Origin of the sequence: Aneurinibacillus migulanus (genome assembly GCF_001274715.1) — a bacterium.
Classification (GTDB): Bacteria; Bacillota; Bacilli; order Aneurinibacillales; family Aneurinibacillaceae; genus Aneurinibacillus; species Aneurinibacillus migulanus.
This window is the reverse complement of sequence record NZ_LGUG01000004.1, coordinates 2820563-2835341: the sequence shown is the minus strand read 5'-3', so window position 1 is coordinate 2835341 and position 14779 is coordinate 2820563. Positions and strand designations below refer to the sequence as shown.

At 37.7% G+C, this 14779-nt stretch carries 16 protein-coding genes and 4 pseudogenes; 6 read left to right on the top strand and 14 right to left on the bottom strand.

Annotated features, from left to right (window positions below; translation table 11 throughout):
- Window positions 1–156 precede the first annotated feature (156 nt).
- Window positions 157–531: pseudogene (locus AF333_RS37805) on the bottom strand (DDE-type integrase/transposase/recombinase); the annotation flags it as partial.
- Between the two features lie 142 nt (window positions 532–673).
- Between AF333_RS37805 and AF333_RS15490 the strand changes: the two are divergent.
- Window positions 674–1540, top strand: coding sequence for a GNAT family N-acetyltransferase (locus AF333_RS15490; RefSeq protein WP_043066400.1), 867 nt, complete (start codon window positions 674–676; stop codon window positions 1538–1540).
- Window positions 1541–1713: 173 nt separating this feature from the next.
- Here AF333_RS15490 and AF333_RS15485 read toward each other — a convergent pair.
- A pseudogene (locus tag AF333_RS15485) lies at window positions 1714–1965 on the bottom strand (DUF3888 domain-containing protein); the annotation flags it as partial.
- Window positions 1966–2282: 317 nt separating this feature from the next.
- Between AF333_RS15485 and AF333_RS15480 the strand changes: the two are divergent.
- On the top strand, window positions 2283–2522 hold the full coding sequence (locus tag AF333_RS15480) for a hypothetical protein (protein ID WP_043066402.1): 240 nt from the start codon (window positions 2283–2285) through the stop codon (window positions 2520–2522).
- 56 nt (window positions 2523–2578) lie between these two features.
- Here AF333_RS15480 and AF333_RS15475 read toward each other — a convergent pair whose 3' ends face one another.
- The 9 genes and pseudogenes from AF333_RS15475 to AF333_RS15440 form a co-directional block, all read right to left on the bottom strand.
- On the bottom strand, window positions 2579–3064 hold the full coding sequence (locus AF333_RS15475; RefSeq protein WP_043066403.1) for a NisI/SpaI family lantibiotic immunity lipoprotein: 486 nt from the start codon (window positions 3062–3064) through the stop codon (window positions 2579–2581).
- Between the two features lie 259 nt (window positions 3065–3323).
- Window positions 3324–3704 (bottom strand): annotated as a pseudogene (locus tag AF333_RS15470) (transposase); the annotation flags it as partial.
- Between the two features lie 120 nt (window positions 3705–3824).
- Window positions 3825–4559, bottom strand: a complete 735-nt coding sequence (locus AF333_RS15465) for an ABC transporter permease (protein WP_043066404.1) — start codon at window positions 4557–4559, stop codon at window positions 3825–3827.
- A 15-nt stretch (window positions 4560–4574) separates the two neighbouring features.
- Entirely contained in the window at window positions 4575–5282 is a 708-nt protein-coding gene (locus AF333_RS15460) for an ABC transporter permease (RefSeq protein ID WP_043066405.1), read from the bottom strand.
- Entirely contained in the window at window positions 5279–6193 is a 915-nt protein-coding gene (locus AF333_RS15455; RefSeq protein WP_043066406.1) for an ABC transporter ATP-binding protein, read from the bottom strand. The genes AF333_RS15460 and AF333_RS15455 overlap by 4 nt, the downstream gene beginning before the upstream one ends.
- A 104-nt stretch (window positions 6194–6297) precedes the next feature.
- On the bottom strand, window positions 6298–7314 hold the full coding sequence (locus tag AF333_RS15450; protein ID WP_158502439.1) for a sensor histidine kinase: 1017 nt from the start codon (window positions 7312–7314) through the stop codon (window positions 6298–6300).
- 74 nt (window positions 7315–7388) lie between these two features.
- Complete coding sequence (locus AF333_RS15445) at window positions 7389–8105, bottom strand: response regulator transcription factor (protein WP_139189105.1); 717 nt, start codon at window positions 8103–8105, stop codon at window positions 7389–7391.
- 133 nt (window positions 8106–8238) lie between these two features.
- Entirely contained in the window at window positions 8239–8433 is a 195-nt protein-coding gene (locus AF333_RS37470) for an IS3 family transposase (protein ID WP_407638684.1), read from the bottom strand.
- Window positions 8434–8556: 123 nt separating this feature from the next.
- Window positions 8557–9027, bottom strand: a complete 471-nt coding sequence (locus tag AF333_RS15440; protein ID WP_080787753.1) for a CPBP family glutamic-type intramembrane protease — start codon at window positions 9025–9027, stop codon at window positions 8557–8559.
- Window positions 9028–9261: 234 nt separating this feature from the next.
- Here AF333_RS15440 and AF333_RS15435 point away from each other — a divergent pair, with 234 nt between their 5' ends.
- Window positions 9262–10239, top strand: a complete 978-nt coding sequence (locus tag AF333_RS15435) for a phosphotransferase (RefSeq protein ID WP_043066409.1) — start codon at window positions 9262–9264, stop codon at window positions 10237–10239.
- 241 nt (window positions 10240–10480) lie between these two features.
- Here the strand turns inward: AF333_RS15435 and AF333_RS15430 are convergent, their stop codons facing one another.
- Window positions 10481–11404 (bottom strand): DMT family transporter, encoded by a 924-nt coding sequence (locus tag AF333_RS15430; RefSeq protein ID WP_043066410.1) that lies wholly within the window; start codon window positions 11402–11404, stop codon window positions 10481–10483.
- Window positions 11405–11534: 130 nt separating this feature from the next.
- On the opposite strand from AF333_RS15430, the gene AF333_RS15425 reads away from it, so the two are divergent.
- Entirely contained in the window at window positions 11535–12185 is a 651-nt protein-coding gene (locus AF333_RS15425) for a Crp/Fnr family transcriptional regulator (protein ID WP_043066411.1), read from the top strand.
- Between the two features lie 459 nt (window positions 12186–12644).
- Here AF333_RS15425 and AF333_RS15420 read toward each other — a convergent pair whose 3' ends face one another.
- Together AF333_RS15420 and AF333_RS35385 are read right to left on the bottom strand one after the other, a co-directional pair.
- Window positions 12645–13535 carry an Rpn family recombination-promoting nuclease/putative transposase gene (locus AF333_RS15420; RefSeq protein WP_043066412.1) on the bottom strand — a complete coding sequence of 297 codons (891 nt, stop codon included), beginning with the start codon at window positions 13533–13535 and terminating at the stop codon, window positions 12645–12647.
- A gap of 240 nt (window positions 13536–13775) precedes the next feature.
- Window positions 13776–13931: pseudogene (locus AF333_RS35385) on the bottom strand (IS4 family transposase); the annotation flags it as partial.
- Window positions 13932–14176: 245 nt separating this feature from the next.
- On the opposite strand from AF333_RS35385, the gene AF333_RS34170 reads away from it, so the two are divergent.
- Both AF333_RS34170 and AF333_RS31865 read left to right on the top strand, forming a co-directional pair.
- On the top strand, window positions 14177–14443 hold the full coding sequence (locus AF333_RS34170) for a hypothetical protein (protein ID WP_052812109.1): 267 nt from the start codon (window positions 14177–14179) through the stop codon (window positions 14441–14443).
- Entirely contained in the window at window positions 14352–14756 is a 405-nt protein-coding gene (locus AF333_RS31865) for an IS110 family transposase (protein WP_235496487.1), read from the top strand. Before AF333_RS34170 ends, AF333_RS31865 begins: the two co-directional genes overlap by 92 nt.
- The last annotated feature ends 23 nt before the right edge of the window (window positions 14757–14779 follow it).

Here is a 14779-nt window from a genome sequence, read left to right as displayed (position 1 = left end):
TTCTTCACGTGTTGGACCATCTCGTTACCGAAGAGGACATCCAAGAGATTTTACAAACCCACGGTTACAAAGATACGGCTCGCAAGCTTTCTGTTTCTCTATTGCTGCGCTTTCTTATCATGGCAGCTACCCATGAATGGAAAAGTTTTCGTAATGCGGCCGTTGACGGCGATAGGCCTGATCTAGCGCCTCCAATACAAGTTCTTTCGTCATCCGTTTATCCATGTGCCAACCAACAATCTTTCGTGTATACAGATCCATGATGCTCGCTAGATATAGCCAGCCCTCTTGGGTAGGAATGTATGTAATGTTTGCCATCTACACCTGATTGGGTGCCTGAGCGCTAAACTTCCGAGCGAGTACGTTATCGTAAACCGGTAGGTTGTGCCTGGAGTTGGTCGTAGCCTTGTACTTCTTGACGGTACGGGATTTCAAGCCAAGCTCTTGCATGATACGGGCCACCGTCTTCCCCTCTTCTAGAACGAGTTGGACAGCTTGGTGCTTGAATTCTTGACTGTACTTTTTTGCCATCGTAGACACCTCGATTTAGAATGCTTTTATTGTCGCACTCTCGGCTCTGCGTGTCCAGAATTCAGTCTATCAACACTCGTTTAGTTGCTGAGATGCGGTGTTTTTGTGAAAGGAAAATGTCATTTTTGAATGGAGAATTTGTATGATAAAACTTACCCCCCCTGATTATTCAATAGTAACTCCGTTAGTAAGCAAAGTTCCATTTAATACCTTGTTTGCTAGAGTCGTGATCGATAACAAAGTAAATGGACAAATATTTGTCGACGATTCCCTGCATCCAACTGTAAGCTTGATCGTACATAAATACGGGATGGCTCTTTTATGCGGTAACGCTGAAAATGACTCTTTTAACGACAAGCTTGTGCGTTTTTTAAAAAATACACCATCTGTTGAATTGCCAGCAAAATACATGTTAACTTATCCCGAGCGATGGGAACATAAACTGGCCTCTATACTAGGAACAGAGTTACTGCAGGCCGACGACAAAGGTGACAGCAAAGTGATGACCCGCGATACCAGCACATCTTTTCTGCAAACTCAAAGGATAAACTATCAGTTTAAACCATCATCTCCATTGATAAACATCAACATACCAGCTCCATTTACACTGAAAAAAATTGATTTAGATATTTATGGAAAAATCCATGAAACTCAACATTCTGTTGTACCTGAACAGTTCTGGAATACAGCAGAAGATTTTCTTGAGAATGGTATAGGCTATGCCTTGTTATATGATAATCAGATCGTTAGTACGTCTTTCGCTTCCTTTATTGTTGATGACAAGTTGGAGCTTGGTGTTGAAACCACAGAAACATTCAGAAAAAAGGGATACTCGATCTATGCTGCATCTGCATTGGTTTCATATTGTCTGACGAATAGATATGAACCGGTATGGGCGTGCAGGCGAGAAAACGTTGGTTCTTCAAGATTGGCAGAAAGCTTGGGTTTTATTCAAGCCTCGTATCATCCTTATTATTGTATGCCCTCTAAGATTCAGAACAAAAACTAAGGTTATCACCGAGTCTACTAGGGGTCACGTCACATCACGAAACGGAAAAAATCGTACGTTAAGCAAAAAATGAAAAAACCAGATTCCAGTTTACGAGGAATTCCGATCCTCTTTATGTCAGCTTCTTATTGCACTAACGATCTCCGTTAGCATTAAACCATATTAAGAGTTTCTTAATATGAGGGTTTTAGATTTGGATAATATTTTTTAAAATGTGGTCGTATAGGAAAACTCTCTAAATGTTCGTATTTTTCAAGTGTTATTTTCCCATCTTTTATTTTAAAAGTGAATAAATCAGTACCAAGGGGATCGTGAGCTCCCACAAAAGGTTGAACTTTAAGTTTAACAATAAAATCCAGACCTTTTGTTGTATATATCATTTTTGTGTTTGTAATTTGATCTTGCTCTAATTGCCAAGGCAAATTCTCTCCATAATTGGTTCAGTAGTAAATGGAGCTAAAAGATAAACAATTGAATCAATTTCATAAGATATTGAAATCTCATATAAGAAAAGGATGATGTTTTTTTACGAATAGTTTTCTTAACTTGATGGGCATGGGATCCAACCACACCATCAAGCTAGGAGCAACAAATACCTCCAAAACAAAAAAATGTGCCATAGAAAGGATGGCACATTTTCAGCCTGTCGAGAAAATCTCGACAGGCTTATTTACTTTTAATATGGGCACAGAAAGGTGCCTTTTGTATACTTGAGAAAAGAAAACAAGAAGGAGGAGACGACATGTTACGTCCAAATGAAGAAAATCAAGCCGCTTATGAGCTTGTCTGTATTGAAAATCTTGTTCCAGATAACCATCTCTTGTGCAAAACCAATACATACATCGACTGCTCTTTTATTCGTGAAAAAACAAGACTTATTATTACGAAAATAATGGTAGACCAGCGAAGGAATGTATTAAGATATACCAGGAGATCCAGTAAAGGGAATAAAGGTTTTCGTAACCTTCCTCATTTCCAATAGATTTGCATTCGCCATATATAAACGTCCTTTCAAATTGATTTATTCACTGGAGTAAGCTATTCACCTGGAACCAGTGTGGCTTTATACAGTTTCTTATTCAGTTCAATTACAAGTAAACTTGTACTCTGTTTGGGCTGCCCTTTGTAACGGTAGACGGAACCATAAACTAAAGGCTGTTTCTCCCTAATGTTCTTAGGATCCGTATACAGATAAGGTTTCTTTAATTCCTCATCTGTCCACCGATTGCCATGCTGGTCCACATAATAGTTCTTGCCGATAAATCCCAGGTTGTCTCCTTTATTCTCTGGTGCCGTCTGTCCCTGCAGCTCATACAGCTTGCCGCCAAAAACCACTCTGTCCACACGGCCTTCGTCAATCAACTGTTCCATGGTGTAGTCGGTGTCCTCGTCCAGTTCAATCGTAAAATGGGCTGTTTTCTTGGACTCATCGATCACGGTTTGAGTGAAATTGCCGATGCTCTGGCATCCAGTTAGCAGAAGAAAAGCCCCTACAGCCAACGATAGCCTGAATGTTTTCAACATGAAATACGCCCCCTTGCAGTCGTTAAAATCCATACATCCTTAGAGAGAACTATAAACAAGAAATATCAGAGAATTATCAGGATTTGAGTAAAAAACTGAGGAAGTAGGAAATTTAACGTTGTAACCTCATAAAAAAAGCCCTTTCTGTACAGAAAAAGACAAATAAAAGATTCAATACTCATTTTATATTTAACGAAGTTTGTTAAGAAGCTTATGAAGTAGAAGGTAAATAAAATTTGCTCAAAGTGTATTCAACCACCTATCCTTGCTTGGCTAAGTGGTTGGCAATCTTCTTCATGTTCTGACAAGCTGCCGTCATCAGTGCTTGCTCTTGTACATTGTCCCTTCCCCGCAAACGGCAGTAGCGAAGCCCATGGAGTTCTTTTGCATCCGCGAAGCTTCGCTCAATTGTTTCTTTTCGCTTTTTGTATAACATTTTCCCCGATTTGCTCAATCGATTTTCCCTTACTTGTTCAATTGATTCTTGCCAAATATGACATGTAATGATTCGTTGCTGTTTTTTAGACTTGGTACATTGTGAGAGTAAGGGACAATCCTGACATTGCTTAGGGTCTGACTTATAATGGCGATATCCATTTCGATCGGTTGTGCTATAGAGCAATTTCGGCCCGTTAGGGCTTATTTGAGCATGCCTAAAATTTATGTTGGAAAGTAAAAATGATCAGGTTTCCCGATTCTCAACTTTTCCTTTCCACTAGCTTGATGGCGATGTGGCAGGACCCTCTTTATAAAACATATATTATATCCAATCCCTACGTACAAAAAAGCGCTGGCCACCTATTAAATAAATAATAAAAGTGAATAAAACAATGAGATATAAACTAATCGACCCTACTTCAGGGGCAAAAGGAGAGTCTTGAGGCATCATAATATAATAAGCAAGCGTAAATGGAAACCAAGCTCCAATCCAAGAGTGTAAACCTGTAAGAACAATATTAGGAACCAAACAGGCGATAATAATTCCCAATGATGCACCAAAGCTTTTGATTCTAAAAGATAGCCACAGTTGTAAGGCTGCTAGTGGCAAAATTCCAATCCAGCCACCTACAGCACTTTTCAAAATAGTGGTCCAAGGAATAGTCCCTGGCACATTTTTGGCCCAGCCTACTAGAAGAAATCCTCCAACAAATACGAGTTGGGTAACGGCCAATATACTAATTAACAGCAGAAATTTGCCAAGGTAAAGCTGGGAACGTGGAATAGGCAGTACCAATAACTGTTTCCAACCACCGTTTCGATGCTCGTAAAGGCATATAAGTGAAGCAATAATACCTACATAGAGAGGATAAAAAAACATGGAGTGAAAATTAACGGCATATATATAGAAGCTTAACCAACCTGGCTCGAAGAAATCTCTTAAATCATTCATTTGTATGAGACCGAGTGCTGAATTTAATAGAGTGTCAGCCAGAATAAGCCCTATAATCACAACCCATTGCAACTTTATGGCTTCTGCTATAAAAACTTGCTTCATGTTTTCATTCTCCCTTCAATGCACTTCACTTTTAGCAAAACGAAGCGCTCCTGCAATAATTAATGCTATACCTGAGATAACACCCATATACACCCATTGCATATGCTCATCTAACAAAGGTGTAGATAAGGGGGCATATGCCCAGGGTAGCATATGCACAACATTTGATTCCGTTCGTGCTAAAAATAAACTCGACATGGCTCCCATGACTCCAAATGCAATAGGAATAGCTTGATTTTGAAATTGCGTAGATAGCCACTGTTGAATCGCTAAAACAGGAAGGGATGCCAGATAACAATAAATTAACTGTTTAATCATAAACCCCCACGGTATTGGCTTAGATGTATAAAAAATCCAGAGAAGCACTATACCAAGTAAAATAAAAACAATAGTTAAAAAATGCAAAGAAATAACTAAAATTGTTTTGCTAAGATAGATGTACATTCGTGAAATAGGGAGTGCACAAAGTTGTTTCCACGATCCAGTATCGTGTTCAGTACTGGATATAATACTTGTCAGTAATGTAATACTAAGGAGTAAGATAAACGATAAAAACAAGAACATGACAGAAAAACCTGCGTATACTCCACCAGGTCCCTGTCTAAAATAGAGATACCATTCTACCGCTGTGACAACATTCAAAATAACCGCACTTATTAGAGGTAACCATAGACAGATTCGTTTTAATTTCATTCCTTCGGCAAGTAAGAGGCGAAATATCATAAACTTTGCCTCGTTCCTGTCAATTCAAGGAATGTATCCTCTAACGACATTTTGTGCTCAACTACACGATAGACGGAGAACCTATGTAAAACCAATTCTTTAACGATGGAAGCCGTTTGTTCATGTGTAATAGAAGGAAAGGACAGTATGTTATCTTCTATAGAGACTTTCCAACCCTGCTTTTGCAGCAATAGAGATGCTTCGATGGGTTGATTCACTTCAACATGTATGTTCCGCTGACTTAGTTTACGAAGCTCGTTCATAGAATTCTGAAAAACCAGTTTTCCTTGATCGATAATTCCCACATACGTAGCAACCTGTTCTATTTCGCTTAATAAATGGCTAGATATTAGAACTGTAATACCATACTCTTTTGGCATTTGGATAATTAGTTCACGAATTTCTTGTATCCCTGCAGGGTCCAACCCATTAGTCGGTTCATCTAAAATAAGAAGTTCTGGGCGGCTTATGAGAGCGGCAGCAATACCAAGTCTCTGCTTCATTCCAAGAGAATACCCGTTCACCGGACGTTGGGCATTTTTTGTTAATCGTACAAGGTCCAACACCTCATCAATCCGTTTATCCGGCAATTGAAGAAGCCTGGCTAGTACTTTCAAATTCTGACGGCCGGATAAATGCCCATAATAGGAAGGTGATTCTACAAGCGATCCTACCCGCTTTAAAATTGGTATACGATTTTTGGAAAGTTCTTTTCCAAAAATTGCAATCTCTCCTCTTGTAGGTTTAATTAAACCAAGGAGCATACGAATGGTCGTTGTTTTACCTGCACCGTTAGGACCCAGAAATCCATAGATTTCACCCTGAGGAACCTTAAGATTTACATTATTTACTGACATAAACTTTCCGTACCGGCGGGTTAAATTAACGGTTTCTACTGTTACTGTGTTCAATCCTGCTCACCTCGTTTTTTAACGGTTAGATTATTTGTAAAGCTTTGTAACCATAGTTTAAAAAACGAAAGTAAACAGGAGGTAAACACAAAATAAACAACAGGTTAACCTTGTATCGGAAGATAAATCAAGAAGGTAGTTCCCTTCCCTTGTATACTTTTCACCTCAATCGTCCCTCCATGAGCAGAAATGAGCTGTTGAACAATGAACATGCCAAGTCCTGTTCCTGCTTCCGGTGTATCAGTAGACGTACCGCGGTAGTATCTATCAAATAAATGTTGTACGTTCTTTTGATTTATTCCAATACCGTTATCAGAAATTGTAATCAAGACTTGTTCTTCTAGTTTCACATCGGTATGTATTTGAGTTCCCATGGGATTATGAATGATGGTGTTCATTAACAAGTTATAAAAAATACGTAACATAAGCTTTTCATCAAAATATGTGTATATATGAGGCACTTCTGCATGAAATGAAAAATGATAATGCTGTGCTTGAGGATTATTGGCAATATCAATGACAGCGCAACGAATAAACTCCACAATATCCTGCTTCTTTGTATTAAGAGTAGGGGTAAATTGACTTATTTGAAAATCTTCGATTAATTGCTCTATATAAAGCGCTTTTTCTTGGATAATGCAAATGAACTTTTCTTTTTCTTCTTCGGTCCATACATAATCAGGCGACAACATCATTGCAGTATATCCTTTAATGTAGGAAAGAGGTGTTTTCATATCATGAGAAACACCAGCTATCCAATCTTTCCTCATCTCTTCTAATTCTATACGTGCGATTTCATTCTGGTTTAGCTTAGAGGTGAGCCGCCGCATGTACAAAATCAATTCATCATATATTTGATATGAACGATGTAGCTTTCTCATCTTTGTCCTTTGATAGAAGCGCTCTTTTAGTTTCGGTTCTTCATATGTACCACTTGCAAGTTGTTTTAGCCATTCTAATAAATGAAAAAGCGGAGCACCAGTATACCAACCATACCATAGGCAAAAAATGAGTGTGACAAAAACCACATACACAGCTTTAACCATACTGTAATCTAAACGTTTAAACCAAGTGAGCGTATCACTTAAATAAGAAAAGCTAAAAAGCAACAAAATATACATAAGAACAAAAAACAGAAAAAAAAGAAACAATGTAGATAAAAAATGAATAATAAGTCGAGTATATACTTTCATTGCTATTTCTCCCGCTGAACTAAAGGAACAAATTTATATCCTAATCCTCTTATATTGATTAAAAACTGTGGTTTTTTAGGATTTGGTTCGATTTTTCTTCGAAGTCTAGAAATATGAATGGTTACTGTTTTTTCATCACCAATTGATGATTGTCCCCATATCCTTTCATATAACTGCTGAATGCTAAAAATGTGATTTGGATGCTCGCACAAAAATGTAAGCAGTTCAAATTCTCTAGCTGGGCATTCTACTTCTTTCCCTCTTACAATAAGTTGGCCAGAAGTTTTATTAAGTTGAAAAAAACCAAAATCAAATGACTCATGCTTTATTTGTGTACTATCTTTATATAAATGATGCCGACGTAGTTGTGCTTTAATTCTAGCTACAACTTCTAATGGATTAAATGGTTTAGTAATATAGTCATCTCCCCCAATTCCTAGTCCCATTAACTTATCCAAGTCAGTAGTACGGGCTGTCAGAAAGATAATAGGCACAAATGTTTTTTCACGTAAACGCCTACATAGCTCAAATCCGTCCATATCAGGCATCATTACATCCAGGACAATTACACTGTATGTCTCTTTATCCGATAGAGTAAGTGCCTCGTGCCCCTTAGTGGCAAAATCGACGTTAGTAAGCCCTTCTTTTTTTAATAGTGTTTGCAACATATCTAAAAGTCCTTTTTCATCATCAACCAAAAGAATTTTCTCATTCAAAATGAAACACTCCTATCCAATCAATTATATTTTTGCTAAACTAATAGTATATAAATATAGGTTGATATTTTAACTAAACAATCTGACCATACTGATTCTGATATTAGGTCAACAAAGTAGACACAAAAATTTCATGTTAAGTTACGCTTTTAGAGTGTATACATTCATATTGATTAGGCGTGAAATCCACAATAGAAAAGCGGATTCTCTTTTCATTATAGAAGCATGTCATGTACTCGAAAATATGTTTTTGTGCCTCTGCTCGTGTGGAAGGCGCTTCAATATAAACCACTTTTTTTAAACATACTATGAAAGAATTCAATATAGGCATTGTCATAACAGTTTCTACTACCCTTTATGCCATAAGTTTTGAGACTCTCTTGATACTTGTGCGAATTATATTGGCTATATTGAGCACGAGCTCTTTATATAAAACTAAACTCATGTTTTAACACTATGCGCATCCTACTCGTGTCAATATTTTTGTTCCTGCGGTATTATTTGTAAGTACGCATTTTCTGAATTGGATACCATAGTATGTGAAATAACATATGTACAATAATTGCGGAAAAATACCTGCTTCAAAAAAAGCCCATCCAGTAAAAATACCAACCCACACATTCCAAAAAATCGTATATACATACATCGAGGTCTTAGATTCTTCTGACACCACTTTGATAGAAGGTAAATGTGCTAAGGCAAAAAGCAAACTTGAAATACCAATTGCAATAATCACAGAAATAATATTTAATTGCCCTAAAATAAGTTGTAACAGCCATAAGATTAAGCTCATTATTCCCCAACGAAATATGATTTCCTCAACAAAACCACCGTAAAAAACACGACTTAAAATGCCTATATTGAGGAAGCTTCCCAAAGTTAGGTTGCCACAACAAGGCAACCTATTTTTTATTCGGTAGATCATTTATGTCATCGGTGCAAACTTAGTAAATGATCAAACTTTATTCCAAAGCCACAAATTCATACGAAAACGAGGAAAAAGGAGAAAGTTTTGATGTAACCATTTTAAACTAATTACGTATATACTGTAATAATTGGTTATTAAAACCAAATAATTATCAATGAACCATATCATTATTAAAACTTTTAGTCAGTTAAACGCAATAAACTACCAAATAACAGACAAGAGGTGAATGCTGTGTCATTGACTGTGACATATTCAACCGTTTGTGAGAAGGCATTGTTACATGTACTCCAGAAACAATATCCTAAAGAAAATATTATACAGGTTCAGTACCTTCTTCGAGGAATGAATGATACCTACATAGTAGAGACAGCAAGTCGAAAATTGATATTTAGACTATATCGTAGTGATTGGCGAACGAAAGAATCAGAAATAGCGTTCGAAATGGATCTATTGCTTCATTTACATAAAGAAGGTATCTCTGTATCAGTACCAATCGCCGATACTTTTGGAAACTACATCTCGAAATTACAAGTTCCGGAGGGGAGCCGTTTTGGAGTGTTATTTACCTATGCTGAGGGAAAAGAACAAGAAATTGAAAAGGAGGAAATCAGCACACTTTTTGGTAAAGCAGTAGCTGAGCTTCATACAAAAGGCGATTTGTTTTCAAGTAAACATTCACGTCAAGCCTGGAATATCCAATCCCTCATTCATGATCCATTGGCCATTATCGAATCCAGGATGAAGCATCGACCGGATGACTTTCGTTTCATTCGAAATATTGCTCAAAAAATGGAGGGAAAGTTGAACGAATTCATCCACAACGGGCTGGATTGGGGTATCTGTCACGGAGACCTTCAAGGAAATATGAATATTAGCTTCTGCGAAGATATGACCTATACTCATTATGACTTTGACCTGTGTGGATATGGCTGGCGCGCCTACGATCTAGCTGCATTCAAATTGACCCGGCAACTATTGGAGGAAGATCAGGAGTTAGTTGAACAACTATGGAACGCCTTCCTTCAAGGATATACATCAGTCCGTCAACTTTCAGAAAATGATAAAGAGGCAGTATCTGTCATGGTAGGCATTCGTCATTTATGGCTAATGGGATTGTGCATGCATGATCCGCATATCACGGGTAGTATTGAAACAAACGATGGTTATTTAGATGAAAAGCTAGATTTCTTCAAGCAATTTTCGTTATAAGTAGCAGCTCCAATGCCCATCAAGCTAGAGTTTTCCGATATCCCTAAAATGAAAAAACATGCTCTTTTCTCTAAAATAAGATAAAGAATAGTGTTTTTTCGTTTTGGGGCTACTTAAAAAATTAGCTTGATGGCGATGTGGCGAGACCCCTGCTTGATTTGATCGATTGAATCAAGCAGCATCGCTATACTCATGTGGCCATGGAGAGTATTAGCATTTTCTGGAAATAGATGGCTTTTTCTTATTCCCAGATTTTTTGGGTTTGCACTTCTGAGCCATGACTTGGAGCCTTTGCTAATACAACAACAGTCGATAAGATTAATGCAAATCCTAACAGATCTATTATTTCAAATGTTTCATTGAGACACACAACGGAAAGTATTGTAGCCACCACTGGTTCTATTGAAGATAAAAGGCTTCCCCTCGTTGCACCAATTCTCTTAATACCTTCCAAAAAAAATATATAAGATAATATCGTTCCAAATAGTACAATTATACCCATTGCCACATATGCATGCAAATTGCTTAGTCCATTTAGATTCCAAGGTCTAAAAATCGAAATTAGCATACTCCCCCCAATAAGCATTCCCCATGCTGTAATTAACAGTGTATCGAACTCCCTCATTAATCTTTGCGGCTGGATACTGTAAATAGCGAATGTCACAGCAGCTAATATTCCCCAAAACAATGATTCACCTGAGATGTATAATGAATGTATATTACCGTGAGTTGCCACAACAAATATTCCTGCTATAACAAGGAAAACCGAAATGATTTCATATAGTGCGGGTTTTCTTCTGGTTTTTAGTGCAATAAATATGATAATAAAAATGGGACTTGTGTAACTAATAAATGTCGCAGTAGCAGCGTTTGAGGTAGCAACTGCTGAAAAATATGAATATTGACACAGAGCAGTACCGAATATTGTAAAGATGATCACATCCTTAATATCTTTCTTCTCCTTCCATACGCTAAAGATCTTACGCCCTCTTATCTTGCATACGACAATCAGTATTATACCAGCGCATAAGAGCCTTATAGATACCAACCACTCTGGAGTTATTTGATGAAATTGAAAGAGATATTGCCCAAACACACCTGCAAGCGCCCAACATATGCCCCCTAATATTGAAAATATGTACCCTGCTTCTTTCCTTAATTGCATGTTTACAACTCCCCCATAACCAATATTTCCAAAAGATAATCCGAATAGATATCTCAATAAAAATAACAAAGAATATTTCAACAAAATGTAATCTATGCTACAATTAAGCAAATTTTATTTGGAGGATATAATGGTTACCATAAAAGTTCCAGAGAGTTTATATACTTATTTTGAACAAGCAGGCAACGGTGTTCGTATTCAAGCCGGGGAACATATCTACATGCAAGGGGAACAAGCCAACCGTCTGTATTTAATAAAAAAAGGAAGGGTGAGAGTGTACTATATCTCCGCAGATGGAGAGGAGTTGACCCTTGAAATTGTGGAGAAAGGACGGATTTTTGGTGAATCATCATTTTTATATCAATCTACAAGACAAACGACGGTAGATGCAGTAAATGGAGTAGAATTAGTATCCTGCACTTTAGAAGATTTATATCCTTATCTGAGCCAATCCAAAGAACTTACTTTAATCCTTTTTCAACTACTATCCAATACATGTTGGCATTTATCCCACCAGTTAAAACGCTCTACCTTTTATGACCGTTACGAAAAAGTAGCCAGTTTTCTTTTGGACGAAACCGCTTATCCAAACAAAGATAAGGCAATTAGCGAAAACTGCATACCATACTCTCATGAAGAATTGGCAGTTTGTCTTGGTTTGAACCGAGTGACGGTTACAAAAGTGTTGAATGATTTCAAGCAAAAAGGATGGATTAACTTGCAGTATAAGAAAGTTATAATTTTAAATAGGGAGGCATTATCAGCACTTATAAAATCATAGTTGTGTAAGGGACCTAAAAGAGAACAAGAGGATGAAGTAATACGAAGATTATGAGTTGGGAAACAATAATTGAAAAAGGCAGTAGCAGATAGATCAGTCTCAAAAGCATTCGTTTAAGGGAATTCATGTAACTTGCTTTCAAATGACTGTAAGTTACAGGTTTTTTGTTCCTAGAAACCTTTCCTAAAACAAACTCCCTATATTTCTACGAAACATATGTTTAAGAGAACACTTAGAGTACAAAAATCACTTTTTCAATTCTAAAAACTGTATTAGCGTAGGTTTTATGTCAAAATGCTGGCGGGATCCCTAGAATAAGAACACTATCCTTCAAATGTACGGTTTCTATAATTAATAAGATGAAATATAGTTTATATAAAGCTGTTCACCTTTCTGTCTTGTTATCCATCAAAAACAAACCCCTGGTTTTGGAATGGTATCCAATAACCAGGGGTTATTTTATTGCCTGCGGAGTTGTTCAATTTCTTCTTGTGTAAGCTCGGTTAATTCGGCTATCGTTTCGTTATCCATTCCTTTTTGTATCATGCTCAAGGCAACTTTCATGATGGCTTTTTTCTTTCCTCTTTCCTCCCCTATTATTTCACCTTGTTTTTCAGCTCTTTTTAAAGCGGATTTTTCATCCAACAGCGCTTTCCTACGTGCTTCATAGGCCAATAAAACTTCAGGGTCCTGACTTACACGTTCCCATTCATCTATCGCTTTTTTTAGGGTTTGATCTTCCTGCATCGCGATCTCCTCCAATACTTGCGTAATTTCCTCATCTTCCGAGGCTTCAAGCAAAAGCAGCCAGCGCACCAATTGGTTTTCTCGTGGATTCACTTCCCCACGTCGCCACTTGATTAGTAGCTTAAGCAATTCCATGAAATGAATCTCTAGTGTATCGGTTAACAGGAACTTCTCTTCCGTTTCGTATAACTGAAAAATCGAATGGTATCCAGGTGTATGCGAGAGGTAGCGAAAATCAACGATATTAATGGTAATGGTTCGGCACAACTCTCCGTAATCCATCCCCTCTTTCATCTGGCTCGTATACATACGAGACCAATAATACAAGGTTCTTTTTTCCATATCATGCTTATTATTCACCTGGATTTCTACATTTACACGACTTCCGTCTTCAAGTTGTGCATGTACATCCAGAATTGATTTTTTATCCTCGGTATTCTCCTTGTTGAACTGCGGGTCCAGCAAAGTAACCTCTGTAATCTTTTGGTTATCAGGCAAACGGAGAGCAGCATTCAAAAAAGCGGCCAGAATGGATTCATTTCCATGTGTACCAAACAAAGCTTTAAAGGCGAAATCTACGCGCAGGTCCAATCTTCTTCTCATAAGTTCCCCCGTACTTTTTCTTTTCTTCTGTTACTTCTTAGTATACCATTTGCCTTCCGGTCCTTGATCGGGTTCTAAAAATTAGATTTATACTAACCAAAATAATTTAGTTGCATTTATTTTTATTATTTGATGCAATTATAGCTAGTTTAAAACGAAAAATACTAAAATATTCAATTTATTGCGGAGATTACATATTTTTATTATAGTAAACTTATTGTATATTATTAACCATATTGTAGTTGAAGCTTCCAAACAACTATATAATCGAGTTAAAGAAATTTCAGCAGCACGTTGGTTTACCCATATACATAAAGCTGCTAAATCTTGTGCTTGATACGTACTTTCTCGTTGAACAAATCCAACTTCCCTAGCTACTTGTTGTAAGGTACTCAATGATAAAGAATGCTGAAGTTCCTCCGCAAATCATCGTAACTCTTGAGATATAGAAGCAGTCATAAAAAATGCACCATCCTTTCTATGAGTCATAGAGAAAGAATAGCGTATTTTTTTGCTTTGGGAGTATTTGTTGCTCTTAGTCATAATGAACGAGGCCGGCCCCTATTTTTCATAATCGCGTGGGTTACACTGGATGTAGAAGACCAGTACAGAGCCATAATATGAAAAAAGGAGCTGGTACTATGAAGGATATCATAAAATACATCAGTTTAGATATTTCCAAAGAATCTATTGCTGTAGCGATTGCTGATTCAGGTCGAGAAGCCCCACGTTTTTACGGTATGATTCCAAACACTCCAGAAGCCATTCGCAAACGGGTTGATCATGTAGGGAAAAATGCACAACTCGAAATATGCTATGAAGCTGGACCAACAGGATATGGGGTGTATCGTTGTGGCTCCTTCCCTCATTCCGGTACGCCAGGGCGATCGCGTAAAGACAGATCATAGAGATGCGCTCCGTTTGGCACAGCTGTTACGGGCAGGAGAATTGACAGCTGTGTGGGTTCCTCAGGAAGAGGATGAGGCGCTACGTGATTTGGTACGTGCAAGAGAAGATGCGAAAGAAGATTTGTTGCGTGCCCGGCACCGCCTCTCCAAGTTTCTGCTGCATCATGGGATGCGTGCGCCGCAAGGCGTACGGAATTGGACATGGCAACATCGTCGATGGCTCGATAGCCTTCATTTTGAAAATCGGGCCCTACTCATCGTGTTTCAAGAGTACTTACATCACTTGGATGAAAATGAGCAAGATATTGAATAAGCTATATGCGCTATACTGTTCGT

What these genes read in the sequence shown, in the direction of transcription:
- AF333_RS15450 (WP_158502439.1), bottom strand. Translation starts at nt 7,314, where the DNA reads ATGTATATTTTGTTGCTTTTTAGCTTTTCTTATTTAAGTGATACGCTC.
- AF333_RS15490 (WP_043066400.1), top strand. Translation starts at nt 674, where the DNA reads ATGATAAAACTTACCCCCCCTGATTATTCAATAGTAACTCCGTTAGTA.
- AF333_RS15430 (WP_043066410.1), bottom strand. Translation starts at nt 11,404, where the DNA reads ATGCAATTAAGGAAAGAAGCAGGGTACATATTTTCAATATTAGGGGGC.
- AF333_RS15440 (WP_080787753.1), bottom strand. Translation starts at nt 9,027, where the DNA reads ATGATCTACCGAATAAAAAATAGGTTGCCTTGTTGTGGCAACCTAACT.
- AF333_RS15480 (WP_043066402.1), top strand. Translation starts at nt 2,283, where the DNA reads ATGTTACGTCCAAATGAAGAAAATCAAGCCGCTTATGAGCTTGTCTGT.
- AF333_RS15465 (WP_043066404.1), bottom strand. Translation starts at nt 4,559, where the DNA reads ATGAAGCAAGTTTTTATAGCAGAAGCCATAAAGTTGCAATGGGTTGTG.
- AF333_RS34170 (WP_052812109.1), top strand. Translation starts at nt 14,177, where the DNA reads ATGAAGGATATCATAAAATACATCAGTTTAGATATTTCCAAAGAATCT.
- AF333_RS31865 (WP_235496487.1), top strand. Translation starts at nt 14,352, where the DNA reads ATGAAGCTGGACCAACAGGATATGGGGTGTATCGTTGTGGCTCCTTCC.
- AF333_RS37470 (WP_407638684.1), bottom strand. Translation starts at nt 8,433, where the DNA reads ATGCCTATATTGAATTCTTTCATAGTATGTTTAAAAAAAGTGGTTTAT.
- AF333_RS15475 (WP_043066403.1), bottom strand. Translation starts at nt 3,064, where the DNA reads ATGTTGAAAACATTCAGGCTATCGTTGGCTGTAGGGGCTTTTCTTCTG.
- AF333_RS15420 (WP_043066412.1), bottom strand. Translation starts at nt 13,535, where the DNA reads ATGAGAAGAAGATTGGACCTGCGCGTAGATTTCGCCTTTAAAGCTTTG.
- AF333_RS15460 (WP_043066405.1), bottom strand. Translation starts at nt 5,282, where the DNA reads ATGATATTTCGCCTCTTACTTGCCGAAGGAATGAAATTAAAACGAATC.
- AF333_RS15425 (WP_043066411.1), top strand. Translation starts at nt 11,535, where the DNA reads ATGGTTACCATAAAAGTTCCAGAGAGTTTATATACTTATTTTGAACAA.